At 63.7% G+C, this 17,282-nt stretch carries 19 protein-coding genes; 11 read left to right on the top strand and 8 right to left on the bottom strand.

Annotated features, from left to right (window positions below):
• Positions 1 to 58 precede the first annotated feature (58 nt).
• Positions 59 to 415 carry a hypothetical protein gene (locus BRA471DRAFT_RS32285; RefSeq protein ID WP_007615013.1) on the top strand — a complete coding sequence of 119 codons (357 nt, stop codon included), beginning with the start codon at positions 59 to 61 and terminating at the stop codon, positions 413 to 415.
• A 68-nt stretch (positions 416 to 483) separates the two neighbouring features.
• Here BRA471DRAFT_RS32285 and BRA471DRAFT_RS32280 read toward each other — a convergent pair whose 3' ends face one another.
• From BRA471DRAFT_RS32280 to BRA471DRAFT_RS32265, 4 genes are all read right to left on the bottom strand, one after another.
• On the bottom strand, positions 484 to 1,323 hold the full coding sequence (locus tag BRA471DRAFT_RS32280; RefSeq protein WP_007615012.1) for an adenylate/guanylate cyclase domain-containing protein: 840 nt from the start codon (positions 1,321 to 1,323) through the stop codon (positions 484 to 486).
• 55 nt (positions 1,324 to 1,378) lie between these two features.
• Entirely contained in the window at positions 1,379 to 1,846 is a 468-nt protein-coding gene (locus BRA471DRAFT_RS32275) for a YbaK/EbsC family protein (protein ID WP_007615011.1), read from the bottom strand.
• A gap of 41 nt (positions 1,847 to 1,887) precedes the next feature.
• Positions 1,888 to 2,619, bottom strand: coding sequence for a haloacid dehalogenase type II (locus tag BRA471DRAFT_RS32270; protein WP_007615009.1), 732 nt, complete (start codon positions 2,617 to 2,619; stop codon positions 1,888 to 1,890).
• A gap of 93 nt (positions 2,620 to 2,712) precedes the next feature.
• A complete protein-coding gene (locus BRA471DRAFT_RS32265; RefSeq protein ID WP_007615007.1) occupies positions 2,713 to 3,717 on the bottom strand; it encodes an NAD(P)-dependent alcohol dehydrogenase in 1,005 nt (334 codons plus the stop codon).
• 84 nt (positions 3,718 to 3,801) lie between these two features.
• Between BRA471DRAFT_RS32265 and BRA471DRAFT_RS32260 the strand changes: the two genes are divergently transcribed.
• Positions 3,802 to 4,149 (top strand): MerR family transcriptional regulator, encoded by a 348-nt coding sequence (locus tag BRA471DRAFT_RS32260; protein ID WP_007615006.1) that lies wholly within the window; start codon positions 3,802 to 3,804, stop codon positions 4,147 to 4,149.
• A gap of 173 nt (positions 4,150 to 4,322) precedes the next feature.
• Here BRA471DRAFT_RS32260 and BRA471DRAFT_RS32255 read toward each other — a convergent pair whose 3' ends face one another.
• Positions 4,323 to 5,207 (bottom strand): 4-hydroxyphenyl-beta-ketoacyl-CoA hydrolase, encoded by an 885-nt coding sequence (locus BRA471DRAFT_RS32255; protein WP_007596981.1) that lies wholly within the window; start codon positions 5,205 to 5,207, stop codon positions 4,323 to 4,325.
• Between the two features lie 321 nt (positions 5,208 to 5,528).
• Here BRA471DRAFT_RS32255 and ykgO point away from each other — a divergent pair, with 321 nt between their 5' ends.
• The 3 genes from ykgO (at position 5,529) to BRA471DRAFT_RS32240 (ending at position 6,784) form a co-directional block, all read left to right on the top strand.
• A complete protein-coding gene (ykgO, locus tag BRA471DRAFT_RS32250; protein WP_006611362.1) occupies positions 5,529 to 5,654 on the top strand; it encodes a type B 50S ribosomal protein L36 in 126 nt (41 codons plus the stop codon).
• A 106-nt stretch (positions 5,655 to 5,760) separates the two neighbouring features.
• On the top strand, positions 5,761 to 6,399 hold the full coding sequence (locus BRA471DRAFT_RS32245; protein WP_007615005.1) for a tetratricopeptide repeat protein: 639 nt from the start codon (positions 5,761 to 5,763) through the stop codon (positions 6,397 to 6,399).
• A 124-nt stretch (positions 6,400 to 6,523) separates the two neighbouring features.
• Entirely contained in the window at positions 6,524 to 6,784 is a 261-nt protein-coding gene (locus BRA471DRAFT_RS32240) for a hypothetical protein (RefSeq protein ID WP_007615004.1), read from the top strand.
• A gap of 11 nt (positions 6,785 to 6,795) precedes the next feature.
• On the opposite strand, the gene BRA471DRAFT_RS32235 is transcribed toward BRA471DRAFT_RS32240, so the two are convergent.
• Positions 6,796 to 6,978, bottom strand: coding sequence for a hypothetical protein (locus tag BRA471DRAFT_RS32235; protein WP_007596968.1), 183 nt, complete (start codon positions 6,976 to 6,978; stop codon positions 6,796 to 6,798).
• A gap of 326 nt (positions 6,979 to 7,304) precedes the next feature.
• Here BRA471DRAFT_RS32235 and BRA471DRAFT_RS32230 point away from each other — a divergent pair, with 326 nt between their 5' ends.
• Positions 7,305 to 8,261 carry an alpha/beta fold hydrolase gene (locus tag BRA471DRAFT_RS32230; RefSeq protein ID WP_007615003.1) on the top strand — a complete coding sequence of 319 codons (957 nt, stop codon included), beginning with the start codon at positions 7,305 to 7,307 and terminating at the stop codon, positions 8,259 to 8,261.
• Between the two features lie 18 nt (positions 8,262 to 8,279).
• Here BRA471DRAFT_RS32230 and cycA read toward each other — a convergent pair whose 3' ends face one another.
• Positions 8,280 to 8,675: a cytochrome c-550 CycA gene (gene cycA, locus BRA471DRAFT_RS32225; RefSeq protein ID WP_007615001.1), complete on the bottom strand. Its 396-nt coding sequence runs from the start codon at positions 8,673 to 8,675 to the stop codon at positions 8,280 to 8,282.
• A gap of 273 nt (positions 8,676 to 8,948) precedes the next feature.
• Here cycA and BRA471DRAFT_RS32220 point away from each other — a divergent pair, with 273 nt between their 5' ends.
• From BRA471DRAFT_RS32220 to BRA471DRAFT_RS32200, 5 genes are all read left to right on the top strand, one after another.
• Complete coding sequence (locus BRA471DRAFT_RS32220; RefSeq protein WP_007614999.1) at positions 8,949 to 10,442, top strand: FAD-linked oxidase C-terminal domain-containing protein; 1,494 nt, start codon at positions 8,949 to 8,951, stop codon at positions 10,440 to 10,442.
• Positions 10,443 to 10,505: 63 nt separating this feature from the next.
• Positions 10,506 to 11,744: an FAD-binding protein gene (locus BRA471DRAFT_RS32215; protein ID WP_007614997.1), complete on the top strand. Its 1,239-nt coding sequence runs from the start codon at positions 10,506 to 10,508 to the stop codon at positions 11,742 to 11,744.
• On the top strand, positions 11,741 to 13,063 hold the full coding sequence (gene glcF / locus BRA471DRAFT_RS32210) for a glycolate oxidase subunit GlcF (protein WP_007614996.1): 1,323 nt from the start codon (positions 11,741 to 11,743) through the stop codon (positions 13,061 to 13,063). Before BRA471DRAFT_RS32215 ends, glcF begins: the two co-directional genes overlap by 4 nt.
• Before the next feature lie 99 nt (positions 13,064 to 13,162).
• On the top strand, positions 13,163 to 13,534 hold the full coding sequence (locus BRA471DRAFT_RS32205) for a hypothetical protein (protein WP_007614995.1): 372 nt from the start codon (positions 13,163 to 13,165) through the stop codon (positions 13,532 to 13,534).
• Positions 13,535 to 13,951: 417 nt separating this feature from the next.
• Positions 13,952 to 14,962, top strand: a complete 1,011-nt coding sequence (locus tag BRA471DRAFT_RS32200; protein WP_007614994.1) for a TorF family putative porin — start codon at positions 13,952 to 13,954, stop codon at positions 14,960 to 14,962.
• Between the two features lie 248 nt (positions 14,963 to 15,210).
• Here BRA471DRAFT_RS32200 and BRA471DRAFT_RS32195 read toward each other — a convergent pair whose 3' ends face one another.
• Positions 15,211 to 16,974 carry an ABC transporter ATP-binding protein/permease gene (locus tag BRA471DRAFT_RS32195; protein WP_007614992.1) on the bottom strand — a complete coding sequence of 588 codons (1,764 nt, stop codon included), beginning with the start codon at positions 16,972 to 16,974 and terminating at the stop codon, positions 15,211 to 15,213.
• Between the last annotated feature and the right edge of the window lie 308 nt (positions 16,975 to 17,282).

The raw sequence follows: 17,282 nt of genomic DNA, 5'->3' as shown, positions 1-17,282 counted from the left end.
AACCTCTCCGCGTCTCATTGATTGAACAGAATTTGAGAGACTCGCGAAGGAATCGGACATGCGAACAGAGCGGATTGCGCTGGGTGTGGCGCTTGCGATTGGGGGCATCGTCGCGCAGGGCGTTGCATCCGCTGAAGAGTATCGCGGAACCATGGAGCAGCAGATGGCCTGCACGCCGGATGTGTGGCGGCTGTGTAGCGACCAGATTCCTGACGTGAGCCGCATCACGGCCTGCTTGCGGCAGAACACGCCGCAGCTCTCCAGCGGTTGTCGCGCGGTGTTCCAGTCCAACAACCAGATGCCCTCGCAGCAGCAGGTTCCGGGCAACCGCGTGGCGCCGGCGCCGCGATACAACAATGTGCCGCCACCACCTCCGCAGGCGCAGCCGCGGCCTTATGACGATAGCGACGATTAGTGCTGCCCAAGGCATGATCCGGGCGCCCGCACAGCAGTGGGCGCGAAGATGCGGCCGTGCCGCCTAGTTCAGCGCTCGCCCTTGCCGCCCGACTCAGGTCGATCCCGGAGCGCCGTCCGCATGATGGCGCCGAAGAGCAAAGCTGCCACCGGCCAATGGAACCAGATCTTGTGCATGCCGGTGAAAATATTGATCAGAATCAGAAAGGCCGACACCGTGAGGGCCCCCGCAATCGGGCGGGGCAGCTTCGCCAGCCCGTCTGAAACGAAGCCCATCCAATTGGATGACTCGGATCTGTCGCGGCGCGCGGCGTCAGTTTGCGACCCCGCCATTGCGGTCTGAGACGTCGGGCGTTCGCCAGGCGGAAAGCTCCGTGCTTGAGCGGTTTGGCCGCTCATGGTCACACGATAGCTGGTCACGGGCGCAATGTTTTTCATTGGACGCTGGCCGAGGCAGTCGAAGCCAACAGATAATTTGTTGTGCACCTGATCATAGGCGGAGCTGGAGATCACGATGCCGCCGGGCTCGGCAAGTTCCTGCAGACGCGCCGCGATATTGACCCCGTCTCCGTAGAGTTCGGAACCATCCACCATCACATCGCCGAGATTGATGCCGATGCGAAACCGCATCGGGGGAGGTGGGCCCGCATCCTGGTTGGAAATTTCCTGCTGAATCTCGACCGCACACTGCACGGCTTCGACGACGCTAGCGAATTCGGCGATGACAGCATCGCCCCAGGTATTCACGATCCGGCCGTCATGGCGCTCCACCAATCGCGCGATGGCCGTGCGGTAGCGGCGGAGTGTCTCCAGCGTTCCCGCCTCGTCTGCTTCCATGAGACGAGAATAGCCGTGCACATCAGCGCATAGCACGGTGGTCAGCCGCCGTTTGACCTTATCGTCGGGCATGGTCCGTACATTAGCCTCCCTGACCGGCAAATGCATCAGGCATCCCGCAGCTGCCTTACGGCCTGACCTCGCAGACATCGACCCATTCCGCTGCGGTCAGCTCGGCCATCCGTTCCGGCGTGATGCGCACCGCGCTATGGGTCGAGCCGGCGGCCGGCACCACCACGTCGAAGGCTTTCAGCGAGACGTCGCAATAGACCGGCAGCGGCGCCTTCAGTCCGAACGGACAGACACCGCCGACCTCGTGGCCGGTGACCGCCGCGACCTCTTCCAGCCCCAGCATCTTCGGCTTGCCGCCGAACGCCGCCTTCACCTTCTTGTTGTCCATGCGCGAGGTGCCGGCCGCGACGATCAGGATGACGCGCTCGCCGATCCGCAACGACAGCGTCTTGGCGATCATCCCGGGTTCGACGCCATAGGCTTCGGCGGCCAGCGCCACGGTGGCGGAGCTGATCGGGGATTCGATGACTGATATGTCGGGGGCTTTTTCGGCGAAGAAATCGCGAACGGATTGAAGGCTCATTCAGATCGGCTCATTCCAGACTTATGGGCGGGCGGCGATGCCTAAGCAATCTCTGGCAGCTCCGAGAGCGCCCGGACACGATGATCCGGCGTAAAGCCGAGCTCGTCCATCTGGGTGCGGATCGCCTTGAACATCGTCAGCGGTGCCACGAGTTCGTTCTCGACGCAAGCCAGCGCCATCGCTTCCGGCGTCACCCGTTCGATCCAGGCAACGTTCAGTCCGAATGCTTTCGCGCCCGCGACATCCCAGGGATTGGAGGAGACGAACAGCACTTCATCAGGCGCGGTGCCCAGCACCTCGCCGATCAGCATGTAAGCTTCCGGGCTCGGCTTGAAGATCTTCTTCGCGTCGACGCTGATCGTGGCGTCGAGCAGGGCGTCGAGACCGGAGTTGCGCACGAGCGCATTCAGCATGTCGGGACTTCCGTTGGAGAGGATAGCGAGTTTTCGCGGTTTCAGAGCCGTGAGCGCTGCTGTCGCATCCGGATAGAGATCGAGATGCAGATATTTTTCGATCACGCGCTCGAATGCCTCGTTCTCGTAAGCAAGCCCGAGCACGCGCAGCGTATAGGCAAGCGAGTCGCGCGTGACGGCGGCAAAATCCTGGTAGCGCCCCATCAGCGAGCGCAACCAGGTGTATTCAAGCTGCTTGATCCGCCAGACCTGCGTGATGATCTCGCCATAGCCCGGAAACGCATCCTCGGTGGTCTCGGCGACCGACTGGATGTCGTAGAGCGTTCCGTAGGCGTCGAAGACAACGGCTTTGAGGCTCAATTGACCTGTCCTCCGGGATCGTTGCGGTCCACGGACTATACAAGGCGCCGCGAAATCGGTCCAAGACGCAATAGCGACTTGGGCCTCTGTTTTCTAGAATCTGATCACGATCTTGCCGAAATGTGAGCCGGTCCGCAGGTGCGCATATGCTTCGGGGACGTCGTCGAATTCGTAGATCCGATCGACGATCGGGTGGATCGCATGTTCGGTCAGGAAGCGATTCATCGCGGCAAAGTGTTCCACCGATCCGACGGTGACGCCGATGATGTCGGCATTCTCCCACTGAAGGCGCGCGAGGTCGGGCTTGGGGCCGAAACCCGTCAAAACCCCGATCTGGACGATCTTGCCACCTGAAGCGACCGATCGCAGCGATCGGTCGTAAGTGCCGGGACCGCCGAGTTCGAGGATATGACTGGCCCCTGCGCCATCCGTTGCCTTCATCAGGGCGACATCCCAGTCAGGCGTATCGCGGTAGTTGATGAGGATCGAGCCGCCCAGCGTCTTGGCGCGGGCGAGTTTTTCGTCCGAGGAGGATATCACGATCGCACGCGCTCCCAGGGCGGATGCGAATTGAAGACCGAACAGCGCAACGCCGCCTGTTCCCTGGACCAGCAGCGTGTCGCCTTTGCGCATCCCGCCGCGTGCGATCAGGCCGTGGAAAGCCGTGACGCCGGCGCAGGGCAGGGTCGCGGCCTCCACCGCAGACAAATGTGCCGGCACCGAGACCAGCGCGGTTGCCGGCAGCACGACATACTCAGCCAGCATTCCGTCCATCGTGTTGCCACCGAGGGATGACGGAATATAGCTGGACTTGAACGGCCCCGAGATCCAGTCGCGGAAGAACGATGCAGCGACGCGGTCTCCGAGCCGCCATTGCGCGACGTCGGCGCCGATGGCGTCAACGACACCCGCACCGTCGGAGAGTGGCACGCGGCCGTTGAACTCGCCTTGGCCTGCGCGGTCGAGGATCAGGAGGTCGCGGTAATTCAGACTTGCCGCTTCGACCCGCATGCGGACCTCGCCATTGGCGGGTTCAGGTTTGCTGATTTCGGCGCGCGCAAGGCGGCCAGCACCAGCATTCAAATGGTAGGCTTTCATCGTTGGCTCCCTTCACAAGTGGATTCACTTGGACGAGCAAAGTCTGTAAGGTCTGACAGTGCTGTCAGGGTCAAGAGGCTTCAGATGAAAATCGGCGAACTCTCCCGGCGGACGGGGGTCAGCGTCCGAATGCTGCGCTACTACGAAGGCGACGGACTGCTTGCGCCGCTGCGGACGAACTCCGGCTATCGCGACTATGGCCCGGCCGAAGAGGAAACCGTACGGCGCATCAAGATGCTCGGCGGCGCGGGGATGACACTCGAAACCATCAAGCGCTTGCTTCCCTGCGTCAGGAACAACGATCCAGCTTTCACGCCATGCAACGAGCTGCGAAAAATACTCACGCAGCAGGTCGGCCTGATCGATGAACGTATCGAGACGCTCAGCGAAAGCCGGACAATCTTGGCGGGCTATCTGGCAAGCGTGAACTGATCGCATAACGCGGCCGTCGGATTCAGCGCGTCAAGGCCGCCATCCGCGATTTGGCCCGCAGCTAGGTGCTAGACCTGCGCGGCGGCATCCGCTCAAGTCTTAGGCCTTGAGGGCCTGAGCGTGAGGGCTTCGATAGCAGCGTCGAAGCCCTCGATGCGCTGACGGGATCGCCCCTAGATCCCCAGCAGCTTCCGCGCGTTGGCCTTCAGCACCTTCGGTCGAATTTCGTCGCGGATGTCGATCTTGGCGAAGTCCGACAGCCAGCGGTCCGGTGTGATCACCGGCCAGTCCGAGCCGAACAGCATCTTGTCCTGCAGGATCGAGTTGATGTAGCGCACCAGGATCGGCGGGAAATATTTCGGAGACCAGCCAGAGAGGTCGATATAGACGTTCGGCTTGTGGGTCGCGACCGACAGTGCTTCCTCCTGCCAGGGGAAGGAGGGATGGGCGAGGATGATCTTGAGGTCGGGGAAGTCGGCCGCGACGTCGTCCATGTACATCGGGTTGGAATATTTCAGCCGCATGCCCATGCCGCCGGGCATGCCCGAGCCAACGCCGGTCTGGCCGGTGTGGAACAGCGCGATCGCGCCGCCATTGTTGATTTCTTCGTAGAGCGGATAGGCCATGCGGTCGTTGGCGTAGAAGCCCTGCATGGTCGGGTGGAATTTGAAGCCGCGCACGCCGTATTCCTCGATCAGCTTGCGCGCCTCGCGCACCCCGAGCTTGCCCTTGTGCGGATCGATCGAGACGAAGGGGATGAGGACGTCGAGATGGTCGGAGGCGATCTCCAGCATCTCCTCATTCTTGTAGCGGCGGAAGCCGGTCTCGCGTTCGGCATCGACCGGGAAGATCACGGCGGCGATGTTCTTGGATCGATAGTAGGCGGCGGTCTCCGGCACGGTCGGCGGATGCTTGTGCGGCGACTTGAAATAGTCCGCCATCTGCGCCTGGAAGTCGTCATAGCCGTCGTCGGGGTGGGTGCCGCAGGGCTCCTCGGCGTGGGTGTGGATATCGATGGCGACGACGTCGTCGATATTGGGCAGCTTCAGCTTCGGCATGGGTTTCCTCCCGACGGGTTGTCGAATTGATTATATGATATAACGAACTTGGCAAGGCATTGTGGGATAAGGCGTTGTAGGACCGGCGTCGTCCGAGCCAGATTGGGCCGATCCGGCCGTTTCTACTTTGCATGGGGTTGTTTTCCAGAATTTGGTGGGTGGGATCGGGCCAGTTAACATTGACATCCGGTCCTCCCATGCCTTAAGAACCGCCCCGTCCCGGGCGGTCGGTCCGCCAGCGGGAAAATCTCATTTTGCCTCATTCGCGCGTGCCGAAACGGTAGTGCCGAACACGGCCTTTCGAACGTTCAGGATTCTGCCATGAAGGTCCGTAACTCGCTGAAATCACTGCGCGGTCGCCATCGCGCCAACCGCCTGGTCCGCCGCAAGGGCCGGGTCTATGTGATCAACAAGGTGCAGCGCCGATTCAAGGCGCGTCAGGGCTGATATCGCCCTGCCGGACGCCCGCGCGCGCTCCGCAAGACCACGGTCTCACACGAGTTTGACGCCGCCCTGCTTTGCAAGGGCGGCTTTGCGCGTTTAGACTTCGACCATGGCAGTGAGATTCCTCGTCGCGCGCACCCTGTGTCTGGCCCTTGTGCTGGGAGCCGCCGGCCTCGCTCCGGCGCTGGCGCAGGCTGATCCGCCGGCCCCGCCCGGCAAGCAGAAGAAACTTCCGGAAGCGCCGGCCAAGCTGCCCAAGGTCGATCGCACCAAGAATCTCGATTTCCTGTTCGGCGCGCTGAAAGCTGCGCCCGACGAGGCCAGCGCCAAGCACGTCGAGGCGCGGATCTGGGCGATCTGGATCCAGACCCCGAGCGACACCGCGGCGCTGCTGATGGCGCGGGCCAAGACCGCGGTCGACGCAAAGAAGATCGAGGTTGCGATCAAGCTGCTGGATTCGGTCGTGAAGCTCAGGCCCGATTACATCGAAGCTTGGAATCGTCGCGCGACGCTCTACTACATGCAGAACGACTATGGCCGCTCGCTCGCCGACATTCGCGAGGTGTTGATCCGCGAGCCCCGCCATTTCGGCGCGCTCGCAGGCCTCGGCATGATCATGCAGGAAGTCGGCGACGAAAAGCGTGCGCTTGAGGCCTACCGCAAGGCGCTCGCCGTCAATCCGCACCTCGAGAAGATCCCCGATCAGGTCAAGGCGCTGACCGAGAAGGTCGAAGGCCGCGACATTTAGCGGACAAGTCGATCATTGCTCGAGCGAATGCGGCGCTAGCCGATTAACCACGATGACACGCGCCGCGTTACGAGGGGTATGGGTGGCCCCGCCGCAGGCCTACCTTCATCGCGGGAGCACAGCCATGAAGCGTTTGATCTTTGCAGGTATGTTGCTGTTGGCATCGAGCACGGCGAGCCTTGCCGACGGACTGTTCTGGGTGGTCGGCAATCGCGCCACCGGAAAATGCAACATCGTGACCAGCAATCCCGTGATCATCGGCGACGTCTGGTTCGGTGACGGTCCTTACAAATCGAAGGCCGACGCCAAGCTTGCCCGTTCGACCATCCGCGCCTGTCCCGCACCCACGCCTGACGAGGAAAAGGACGAGGACAGCACGAACTAGGTCGACAGCACCTAGTGCAAAACGCTGCCTTCACGCTCGGCGAGGCCGCGATCGACCGCTGCGGCGTAGGCCTTTGCCAGCTCCGTCTCGAGGTGCTCGTTGATCAGCAGCAGCGCGCGCACGGCACCGCGCAGGTCGCCGTGGCAGCTTGCCACGATCTCGTCGATCGCAGTGTCTTTGGATCTCAGGCTCATCGAAATTCTCCGGTTCAAATCAGGATAAATCCTGCCGGTCTTTCCCGCATCCCCGAGGGTTGCGAGCACGATCGGCGCCCACCCGCGTCTAAATGGCGGAACCGACCGTGGCGATTATAAGGAAGCCGCGATGACGACGGCATGAAGCTGTTTCGAAGCCTGCGTGCTTCGGGGAGCGGTATTGATTTCGTTGCGTTTTTCCCGCTTGAATTATGCACATATCCACAGCCCCGCCATTTCAAGTGGAGCGCGGGGGCTCCCCGGGCGAAACTGCCGCCCGTAAGCCGCGTAACTGCCCTGTGCCCTGGATCGCCCGGATTCCATCCATGATCGTGATGTCAGTCGTGACCGCGCTGGTTGTGCTGGCGCTGGTCACGCAGGCCGGCGTCCTCGCCGTGCAACGCGCCTTTCCACCGCAGGGCCGGATGATCGAGGTCGATGGCGCCGTGCTTCACCTCGTCGATATCGGCCCGCACGATCCGGGCCTGCCGATCGTGATGCTGCACGGCGCGAGCTCCAACCTCGAAGCGATGCGGCGGCCGCTCGGCGACCTCCTTGCCAGGGATCATCGCGTCATCCTGATCGACCGTCCCGGCCACGGCTGGAGCACGCGGGCGCGGCGGCAGGATTCGACGCCGGAGGTGCAGGCGCGGATGATCGATGAGGCGCTTGGCAAGCTCGGGATCGATCGCGCGGTCTTCGTGGTGCATTCCTGGAGCGGCGCGCTCGGCGCGCGGCTGGCGCTCGATCATCCCGGCCGCGTCGCGGGCCTTGTGATGCTCGCGCCCGTCACCCATCCCTGGCGCGGCGGCGTCGGCCGCTACAACGAGATCATCGCAACGCCCGTGATCGGCCCGCTGCTCGCCTACACCATAACCCTGCCGCTGGGCTACTTCCTGAGCGAGCCTGGCGCGCGCAACGTCTTCCTGCCGCAAATGATGCCGGATGGTTTCGTGCAGGACTCCGCGACGCCGCTACTGCTGCGCCCGCGCGAGTTCATCGCCAATGCCTATGATCTGGTGACGCTGAAGGAAGCGGTCGCCGCGCAGGTCGCGCGCTACGGCGAGATATCGGCGCCGGTCACGATCATCGCCGGCGAGCCCGACAAGACGGTGAAGACCGCCATTCACGCGCGCCCGTTCGCCGCCGCCGTGCAGAATGCCAAGCTGATCGTGCTGCCCGATCTCGGCCACATGGTGCAGAACGCGGTGCCGGATCTCGTGAAGACGGAGATCGAGATGATGATCGGGAAAATCGCGCCGGCGCAGGCGGCCGCCGATTAGCGGCCGCCCGTCGCGCGCTTACTGCTTGACCTTCCCGTCCTTGTCGAACTGCGACACGTAGGCCCAGAGATTGTTGATCTCGGTTTCGTTCTTGATGCCGGCGAATGCCATCTTGGTGCCGGGGATCTTGGCCTTGGGGTCCTTGATGTATTCCTTGAACTGCGCCTCGTTCCAGGTGATGCCGGAATTCTTGTTGGCGTCGGAGTAATTGTAGTCCGGCGCGGTGCCGGACTTGCGGCCGTCGAGGCCGTTGAGCTCGGGGCCGACCTTGTTCTTGGCGCCTTCGCCGATCGCGTGACAGGCCAGGCATTTGTTGAACGAAGACTTGCCGGCCGCGGCATCCTGCGCCATCGCGGCAGGTGCGGTGGCAATCGCGGTGAGGATGGTCAAGGCGCCAAAAATCAGTTTTGTCATCGGGTGCTCTTCGTCTCTTCCCTGGGGGCTGGTCAGTTGCATGCCTGATCGGCAATGGTCGGACCTGCCGGTTTTGGCAGGCCTGCTCGGATTGGACAAGCCGCCAAACCATGGCAGGTTTCACGATTTCCTACTTGTCCCAGAGCGAACTCGCGCAAGATCGTCGATCCGACTTTCGGATGGCCTACCCAAACCACCGCGGACGTGGTTGATTTATCGCGACAAATCGATCGTGCGGCCTTGGCCGGAAGGATATGCCATGAAGGAAATGTTATGGCCATCATGATGCCCGCGAGCGACCAGGCCGTGCTTGCGCGCCGCGCTGAGATCGTGGCTGCATTGCGCGCAATCGTGCCGGGCGAAGGCGTGATCGATACGCCTGCCGAGATGCGGGCCTATGAATCCGACGGATTGACGGCCTATCGGCAGCCGCCGATGGTCGTGGTGCTGCCCGACACGACCGAGCAGGTTTCGCTCGTCCTGAAATATTGTGCAGGGCAGGGCATCAAGGTGGTGCCGCGCGGCTCCGGCACCTCGCTGTCCGGCGGCGCGCTGCCGCTGGAAGACGGCGTGCTCCTGGGCCTCGGCAAGTTCAAGCGCATCCGCGAGATCGATTTCGACAACCGCGCCGTCGTCACCGAGCCCGGCGTCACCAACCTCGCGATCAGCCAGGCGGTTGCGCATGCCGGGTTCTACTACGCGCCGGATCCGTCCTCGCAGATCGCCTGCTCGATCGGCGGCAATGTCGCGGAGAATTCCGGCGGCGTGCACTGCCTGAAATACGGCATGACCACCAACAACGTGCTCGGCTGCGAGATCGTGCTGATGAGCGGCGAGATCCTGCGCATCGGCGGCAAATCGACGGAGAATTCCGGCTACGACCTGATGGGCGTCATCACCGGCTCCGAAGGTCTGCTCGGCGTCATCACCGAGATCACGGTGCGCATCCTGCAAAAGCCGGAGACGGCGCGCGCGCTGATGGTCGGCTTCGCGCAAGTCGAGGCGGCCGGCGAATGCGTGGCGCGCATCATCGGCGCCGGCATCATTCCCGGCGGCATGGAGATGATGGACAAGCCGGCAATCCATGCCGCGGAAGCCTTCGTCCACGCCGGCTATCCGCTCGACGTCGAGGCGCTGCTCATCATCGAGCTCGACGGTCCCAAGATCGAGGTCGACGAGCTGATCACGCGGGTCGAGACGATTGCGAACGCTTGCGGCTCGACCACCTGCCAGATCTCGGCCTCGGAGGCCGAGCGCAACCTGTTCTGGGCCGGCCGCAAGGCCGCGTTCCCCGCGGTCGGCCGCATCTCGCCCGACTATCTCTGCATGGACGGTACGATTCCGCGCGGCGCGCTGCCGAAGGCGCTGGCGCGCATCCGCGAGCTATCGGAAAAATACCAGCTCGGCTGCGCCAACGTGTTCCATGCCGGCGACGGCAATCTGCATCCGCTGATCCTCTATGACGCCAACAAGCCCGGCGAGATCGAGCGCGCCGAAGCCTTCGGCGCCGACATCCTGCGCGCCTGCGTCGAGTTCGGCGGCGTGCTCACCGGCGAGCACGGCGTTGGCATCGAGAAGCGGGATCTGATGCCGGAGATGTTCAGCGAGATCGACCTCAATCAGCAGCAGCGCCTGAAATGCGCCTTCGATGCCCAGGGCCTGCTCAATCCCGGAAAGGTGTTTCCGACCCTGCACCGCTGTGCCGAGCTCGGGCGCATGCATGTGCACGCGGGGAGGGTGGCGTTTCCCGACATCCCGCGATTTTAACGTCGCCTCGCTGCAACGCGCCAAATTTGATTTTCGCTGCAAACTTCGTTACCCGCTACAGGCGTGGATACGCTCAAGGTACGAGACGCCAAAGACGTCGAAGAGGTGGTGCGCGCGGCGATTGCCAATGAGCAGCCGCTCGAGATCATCGGCCATGGCTCCAAGCGCGGCATCGGCCATGCGATGGCAACCAACGCCGTGCTCGACGTCTCCGCGCTGAACGCCATCATCGCCTACGAGCCCAACGAACTCATTGTCACGCTCCAGGCCGGGGCGCCGCTGGCCGACGTGCTGTCGCTGATCGATGCCAAGAACCAGCAATTCGCCTTCGAGCCGATGAACACCGCGCCGCTGCTCGGCACGCCCGCGCTCGGCACCATCGGCGGCATGATCGCGGCTGGCCTGGCCGGTCCGCGCCGGATCAAGGCGGGTGGGGCGCGCGACCATCTGCTTGGGGCGCATGCCGTCTCCGGTTTCGGCGACAGCTTCAAGACCGGCGGCAAGGTGGTGAAGAACGTCACCGGCTACGACCTCTGCAAGCTTCTCGCCGGTTCCTGGGGCACGCTGTCGGTCATGACCGAGGTCACGCTGAAGGTGATGCCGAAGCCGGAGGCCGAGCGGACGCTGTTGCTGCGCGGGCTCGACGATGCCGCCGCCAACAAGGCGATGACGGCGGCGCTCGGCTCGCCCTTCGACGTCTCCGGGGCCGCGCACCTGCCGACATCGGCGTTCCGGACCAAGATCGAAGGCCTCGGCGATATCGCAGGTCAAAGCGAGGCGTTGACCATGCTGCGGCTCGAGGGCATTACCGCCTCGGCCGCCCACCGTGCCGGCTCGCTGCGCGAATTGCTGGCGCCGTTCGGAACCGCGACGCTGGTCGAGGACGTCGCGTCAGCGGCGCTGTGGACTACGATCCGCGATGTCCTGCCGTTCGCGGCTGACGGCGCGCTGGGGGCCTGGCCGGTCTGGCGGATCGTCTGTCCGCCGGCGTCGGGCGCGGCGCTCGGGACGCTGCTGGCGCGCGAGACCGGTGGCGAATTGATCTACGATTGGGGTGGTGGACTGGTCTGGGCGGCTTTGCCACCGACGCCGGACGCGCATGCCCCGGCCGTGCGCGAACGTGTCAATGCGGCCGGCGGGCACGCCACGCTGATCCGGGCGGCCGAGGACATCAGGCGCACGATCGATGTATTCCCCCCGCAGGCCCCTGGCCTTGCCGCGTTGAGCGAGCGGGTCCGCGCCAGTTTCGATCCGAAGACCATCCTCAACCGGGGCCGGCTGACGCGGGGCGTTGCGGCATGAAGACCGAATTCTCACTCGCGCAGCTCGCCGATCCCGACATCGCGGAAGCCGACAAGATCCTGCGCGCCTGCGTCCATTGCGGCTTCTGCACCGCAACCTGCCCGACCTATGTGCTGCTTGGCGACGAGCTCGATAGCCCGCGCGGCCGCATCTATCTGATCAAGGAGATGCTGGAGAAGGACCAGACGCCGACGGCCGAAGTTGTCAAACATGTCGACCGCTGCCTGTCGTGCCTGGCCTGTATGACGACCTGCCCCTCGGGGGTGAACTACATGCATCTGGTCGATCAGGCCCGGGTCAGGATCGAGCAGCGTTACGAGCGGCCGCTTGCCGAGCGGTTGCTGCGCCGGGTGCTGGCCTTCGTCCTGCCGGACCCGCAGCGTTTCCGCGCCAGCATGTGGCTGGCGCGGCTGGCCCGCCCGCTGGCCGCGTTCCTGCCGACGCCCCGGCCGTCGGCGACACCCGGCCTGATCCTGCGCCTCAAGGCGATGCTGGCGCTGGCGCCGGACCGGCTGCCGCCACCGGGGCCCGCCGCCGGCAGTGTGTTCGCGGCACTCGGCAAGAAGCGCGGCCGGGTCGCGCTGCTCCAGGGCTGCGCCCAGCAGGTGCTGGCGCCGCGCATCAACCAGGCCGCCATCAGTCTCCTCACGCGCCACGGCATCGAGGTCGTCCTCGTCAGGGACGAGCAGTGCTGCGGCGCGCTGACCCATCACCTCGGCAACGACCAGGACGCATTGGGGCGGGCTCGCGCCAATGTCGCGGCGTGGCGCGCGGAAGCGGCCGGCGAGGGGCTCGACGCCATCCTGGTGACGGCGTCAGGCTGCGGCACCGTGATCAAGGACTACGGCTATCTTCTGCGAGAGGACGCTGCGTTTGCCGCCGATGCGGCGAAGGTCTCTGCGCTCGCCAAGGACATCACTGAATACGTCGCCGGCCTTGGACTCGCGGCCACCGCGCGACAGGACAACATCGTCGTCGCCTATCACTCTGCGTGTTCGTTGCAGCACGGGCAGAAAATCACGGGCCTTCCGAAAGAATTGCTTTCCAATAATGGATTCGTGGTGAAAGATGTGCCGGAGAGCCATTTGTGTTGCGGTTCGGCGGGGACTTACAACATTCTCCAGCCCGAGCTTGCGGGCCGGTTGCGCGATCGCAAGGTCGCCAACATCGCGAGCGTCAAGCCGGACATGATTGCCGCAGGCAATATCGGCTGCATGGTGCAGATTGCCAGTGGCACGTCAGTTCCGGTCGTACACACGATTGAGCTTCTCGATTGGGCTACGGGCGGATCGCGGCCGGCATTGAACGCGCAAGACTGAGCTTTCGAAGACTGAGCTTTCGAGGGCTGAGCTTTCGTCCGGAGGTGACGGTTGAAGACACCCGATCGACCATTGTTCGGCGGCAACAGGAGGACCACGATGGCGAAAGCGAAGAAGAAAAAAAGCAAGAAGGCCAAAAAGGCCAAGAAGGCGGTAGCGGCGAAGAAGACCTCAAAGAAGGCAGCCAAGAAGTCCGCGAAGAAGTCTGCCAAGAAAGCCACAAAGAAATCTGCCAAGAAGGCCGCGCCGAAGAAGGCCGCCAAGAAGTCGGCCAAGAAAGCCGCTAAGCAGGCTGCCCCTAAGAAGGCCGCCAAGAAGGCTGCGAAGAAAGCGACGCCGAAGAAGGCGAAGGCAGCTCCCGCGCCGAAGCCGTCAACGCCGGCAGCTCCGGCTCCCGAGGCCGCCGCCGAGACAAGCTGGGCGATGCCTTCGTCTTCTGCGGACACGACACCGGCCGAAGGACAAGGGTAAGCCCAAGGTCAGGCCGAAGGCTGGATCCCATCCGACGACCACGATCGACAACAGGAAGGCCGCAGCGGTGATGCTGCGGCCTTTTTTGCATCGGCGCGCCGGCGGGCGGAGGATGGTCTTGTCCGAAAGCAGCCTGATTCGTGGTGGGGGCAGCACGGTACCGCAGGACCCGTACTAACCCGGGCCTCCCAGTGCACTTTGGAATGCAAATAATGTGTTCGAGAAGACACACAGGCTGACAACCTTCCGTGGAATCGTCAGAACGCCCAAAAAGTCGGCAGATGCCCGCGTTTTTTGCTTCTCGGTTTACGCCACTGCATCCAGATTGCCGCAGTTACGAAATTTGCAATCAGGTCGTGCGTTCCGGGGGGCTTCCGGGATCCGGCTGGGGTCTTAGAACTGGTGATGGGGATCGAAATGAAAAAAGTGGCTTTGTTGGCAACGGCGCTGGCAATGGTGACGGGCTCGGCTTTCGCGGCAGACATGCATGTGAAGGCACTGAAGGCGCCGCCGCCGCCCGCCTTTGACCCCTGGGATGTCGCCTTCGGTGGCGCGATCATGAGCGACTACGTCTTCCGCGGCATCACCCAGTCGAATCACAAGCCGTCGGTCGCCGCCTATTTCGAGCCGCGCTACAACCTCACCAAGGACCTCCAGCTCTACGTTGGCGTGGCCGGTGAGAGCATCTCGTTCCCGAACCGTGCTGCCGGCGAAATCGACATCTACGGCGGTATCCGCCCGACCTTCGGCGCCTTCGCCTTCGACATCGGCGTCTGGGGCTACTTGTATCCGGGTGGCACCTGCTACTTCGGCGGCACCGGTATCGACAACGCCGGCGTGTTCCAGGGCGCTGGCTGCGCCGAGAAGGCCCTTCTGAACACCAACGTGATCAAGAAGGACCTGAGCTTCTTCGAAGTTTACGGCAAGGCCACCTACACGGTGAACGACAACTGGACGTTCGGCATCACCGAATACTACACCCCGAGCTATCTGAACTCGGGTGCCTGGGGCAACTACGCTTCGGTCACCGGCAAGTACACCGCGCCGTCCACCGTCTTCGGCCCCAGCGGCGTCGGCATGTACGTCTCGGGTGAGTTCGGTCGTCAATGGCTCGGCACCTCCGACAGTTTCTACGGCACTGTCGCTTTCCCGAACGGCATCAAGTATGCCGACTACAACACCTGGAATCTCGGCATCGGCTTCACCTATAAGGTGGCGACGCTGGACCTGCGCTACTCCGACACCAATCTCTCCAAGGGTGATTGCAACGCCTTCACCAGCGACTACGCGGCTCGCGGCAACCTGACCGCTTCGACCGGCACCTTCGTGACCGCGATCAATCCGTCAGGCGTCGGCTCCAACTGGTGCGGCGCGGCCGGCATTGCCAAGCTGTCGTTCGACCTGACGGCGATGAGCAACCTGAAGTAAGCTTCTTCCCGAAGCGACTTGATGAGGGCGGCAGGGCAACCTGCCGCCCTTTTGCTTTTGGGGCTTTGGGGCTTTGGGGCCAGGCCACGGGCCTGCATGGTTCGAGAAGCCCGCCCGGCGGGCTCCTCACCACGAGGGCTCACAGATTTCACCCCGACGACAGACCTCCTCCTGAGAGCCTGCCAAAGGCGGACGTCTCGAAAGATGGCCGCAACGAAGGGCCATAACGTCAGGCTATTCGAGCCGCCTCAACGTGCCGCGCTCGGCTCCTTCTCAACCGGCACGCCAGCGTCACCGAGGACGTGAATCGCGCCGTGCTTCACCATCGTCACCTTGCGGGTATGGAAGGCTTCCAGCGTCGAGCGGTGGCCGATCGAGACGAGGGTGGCCTGTGGCAGCTTCTCCGCCAGCAACCGGTACAGGCGGGCCTCGGACGGCTCGTCCAGCGAGGCCGTGGCCTCGTCCAGGAACAGATAGTCCGGCGCGTGCAGCAGCGCGCGGGCGAGCCCGAGGCGCTGCTGCTCGCCGAGCGACAGCATCCGGTTCCAATGACCGTCCTCCTCAAGCCGCTCGGCGAGGTCGGGCAGCCCGACCGCGATCAACGCATCCCTGACGCGTGAGGTTTCGAACGCGCCCGGCGCGGCCGGGTAGACCACCGCGTCGCGCAGCACGCCGACCGGGAAATAGGGGCGCTGGGGCAGCATCATCAGCTTCGCCTTTTCCGGGACGAAGATGCTGCCGGTGCCGAACGGCCAGATGCCGGCGATGGCCCGGAACAGCGTCGACTTGCCGGAGCCCGATGGTCCGGTCACCAGCACGCGCTCCGGCGTCTGGACGGAGAAGGCGTCGGCGGCGACCAGCGGCGTGCCGCTCGGCAGGTTCACGCAGAGCTGCTCGAGCGCGATATTGCGATTGCCGCCGGCGGCCTTGAGGGCAATCGCAGGCTCGTGCGGCGGCAGGTGCGCGGCCGCATCGACCGACATCTCGAAGCCGTCGAGGCGGGCGACGATCGAGCGCCATTCCGCCAGCGACCGGTAGGCCGTGACGAAGAACGACAATGCGCCCTGTACGCTCGAGAAGGCGGAGGCGGTCTGCATCATGTCGCCAAGCTGGATCTTCTTGGCGAAGAAGGCCGGCGCCACCAGCACGTAGGGAAAGATCACGGCGGCCTGCTGATAGCTCGCGGTGAACGCGGTGAGGCGCTTGGTACGGCTCATGATGGCGTACCAATTGCCAATCACGAAGCCGAAGCGGTCCAGCAGGCGGCCGCGCTCGGCGCCTTCGCCCTTGAGCAGCGCGATCTGCTCGGAATTTTCGCGGACGCGGACGAGGTTGAAGCGGAAGTCGGCTTCATAGCGCTGCTGCTCGAAATTGAGATTGACCAGCGGGGCACCGATCCAGTGCGTCAGCGCGGTGCCGAAGATCGCATAGACCAGCGCGCCCCAGCACAGGTAGCCGGGGATCATGAGATCGGCGCCGAACAGGTGCAACGGCGCGGCGTTGGAAAGGCCCCAGAGGATGATCACGAAGGAGAACAGCGTCACGATCGACGAGAGCAGGCCGAGCCCGATGGTCAGGGTCTGCTCGACGAAATTCTTGACGTCCTCGGTGATGCGCTGGTCCGGGTTGTCGGCCGCATCGCCCTTGAGCTGCATGCGGTAGTGGGTGGCGCCTTGCAGCCATTCGCCCAAATAGTGCCGGGTCAGCCATTGCCGCCAGCGGATCTGGAGCCACTGGTTCAGGTACAGCTTGTAGACCGCCAGCGCGATGAAGGCGGAGGCGAGGCCGATGAAGATCCAGATCTCCCTGACGAAGCTATCCCAGTCACTTGCCTGCAGCGAGCTGTAGAACCGGTTCTGCCATTGATTGACCAGGACGTCGATCGCGACCAGCGCCAGCTCCATTGCGATGACAGCGGCGAGCAGGCCGCGGCCGGCCCATTTGTCCTCCGACCGGAAATACGGGGCGGCGATTCGCCAGACGATCGCGAGCGTGGCGCTGATGTTCTTCACAGAGCTCTGTCTCCTGAGGGGATGTGCACAACTGCCCGGGCCAAAGACCTGGGACGATGGCGGAAATCGGCGCACTTAGACTAAAGTCGCAAGTCCTGCAATTTGCGTTGGCTTGTCGCAGCTTGCAACCCTAGCATGGGCCCATCGGCGCGGGGTGGGGGCCTCCGGGATTTCGCGAGCTTGTGAGCGGACGGGAACCGCTGCATTCGCGAGGAATTCGCGTCCAGCTCGGGGGTTATCGCTTCAGCGTCAAGCAGGATCGGCTGTCCACGCGGGCCGCCTGCAGCACACATGCGTGGGGAGGAAGA

Origin of the sequence: Bradyrhizobium sp. WSM471 (assembly GCF_000244915.1) — a bacterium.
Taxonomy (GTDB): Bacteria; Pseudomonadota; Alphaproteobacteria; order Rhizobiales; family Xanthobacteraceae; genus Bradyrhizobium.
The sequence above is the reverse complement of the archived record's forward strand: the minus strand, read 5'-3'. Positions and strand labels throughout refer to the sequence as shown.